Here is a 1,155-nt window from a genome sequence, read left to right on the forward strand (position 1 = left end):
GCCTTTTGCCTATTGCCTTTTGCCTATCCTAACCAAGAAGTTAATTCTGCACGACTACTTATCTTGAGAGACCAATTTTAAGCTAGGACGGGGTTGGATTGTTCCCCCGTAAGCGACGGCAGTATGAGGAGATAGGACAAGATGAGGAGATATACCCAGGGAAATTCGATAGATTTCCCCAGCTTTATCCATTAATTGCTGTTTAACTGGCTCTTTCGGCAAATTTTGCCGCCAAGCTAGGGGAATCCCCTCGATACCGTTGTACAATCCCGCCCAAATTCCCGCTAAAGTGGTGGTTAATTGCCGTTGATAGGGACTAGAATTAGCGCGACGCACGCTAACGGCGAAATCCTCGGTCGTTTGCAGAAAGGTATAGAGAGAAGCTGCGATCGCAATTCCTAAAGGTGAGCTATCTTTCGCCCAAGCCGATAAAATGGACTCTAAGGGATGATTTTGCCTTAAAGCTGACTGAATCTGCTCTAATAGCTTATTCTTGGGGTTAATAGTTAGCAATTGCCCTATTAACTGATTTAAAGGCCTTTTTCCCCGTAATAACAGACCTACAGCCTCTCCCCAAATTATCGCTTCTTGTCGGGTTAACTCGGAAATTAAGCCCTTTTTTAGCCAAAAATTTAATCTAGCTTGCCAACGTTCCCCATGGTCAGGCCAGGTTAAAATCTCCGGTAGTAGCACAAATAATAACGCCGATTCCGACTGCTGCTTGGCTGCGATCGCAAGGGGAAAATCCTCCTGAGATTGCAGAGCTTGCAAAAGCAGGATCGTCCTCGGTGTCGCCTCATAGTTAAAGGCTGGTATTAGGGGCTGATTATGCAAGGATTCCCCAATATATGCCCCGATTAACCCTCCCTGAAGGCGATCAAGGGGTGAAAAAACCTTTTGCATAAATTAGCTCAATTTGCCCGGTAGGTGACTTCCTCGACTTTGCCCGGTTGCCCCAGTTGTTTAGCATGGGCATTATTAACGGCAACGTAAACCCCGCCGGCATTACCCGCCCTCACGGTTAATTCTCGGTTTGCTTGCCAAGTGCGATGGCTTCCCTGGGGCAGTACACCCTCAAATTCTGTCTTGCCATCCACCACCACCCGCAGCCAGCAGTCATCTTCCAGTTTTACCTCCACCACCAGCTGCTGATTA

General features: G+C 47.6%; 2 protein-coding genes. Both read right to left on the reverse strand.

The window, feature by feature from the left end; genetic code table 11:
- Window positions 1–54 precede the first annotated feature (54 nt).
- Window positions 55–903, reverse strand: coding sequence for an ADP-ribosylglycohydrolase family protein (locus PX481_RS26785; protein ID WP_288096969.1), 849 nt, complete (start codon window positions 901–903; stop codon window positions 55–57).
- 8 nt (window positions 904–911) lie between these two features.
- Window positions 912–1,155 (reverse strand): DUF4115 domain-containing protein (locus PX481_RS26790; protein ID WP_288096972.1); only part of this gene is annotated, 244 nt, incomplete at its 5' end.

It is taken from the genome of Microcystis sp. M53603_WE2 (assembly GCF_030065435.1).

What these genes read in the sequence shown, in the direction of transcription:
- PX481_RS26785 (WP_288096969.1), bottom strand. Translation starts at nt 903, where the DNA reads ATGCAAAAGGTTTTTTCACCCCTTGATCGCCTTCAGGGAGGGTTAATC.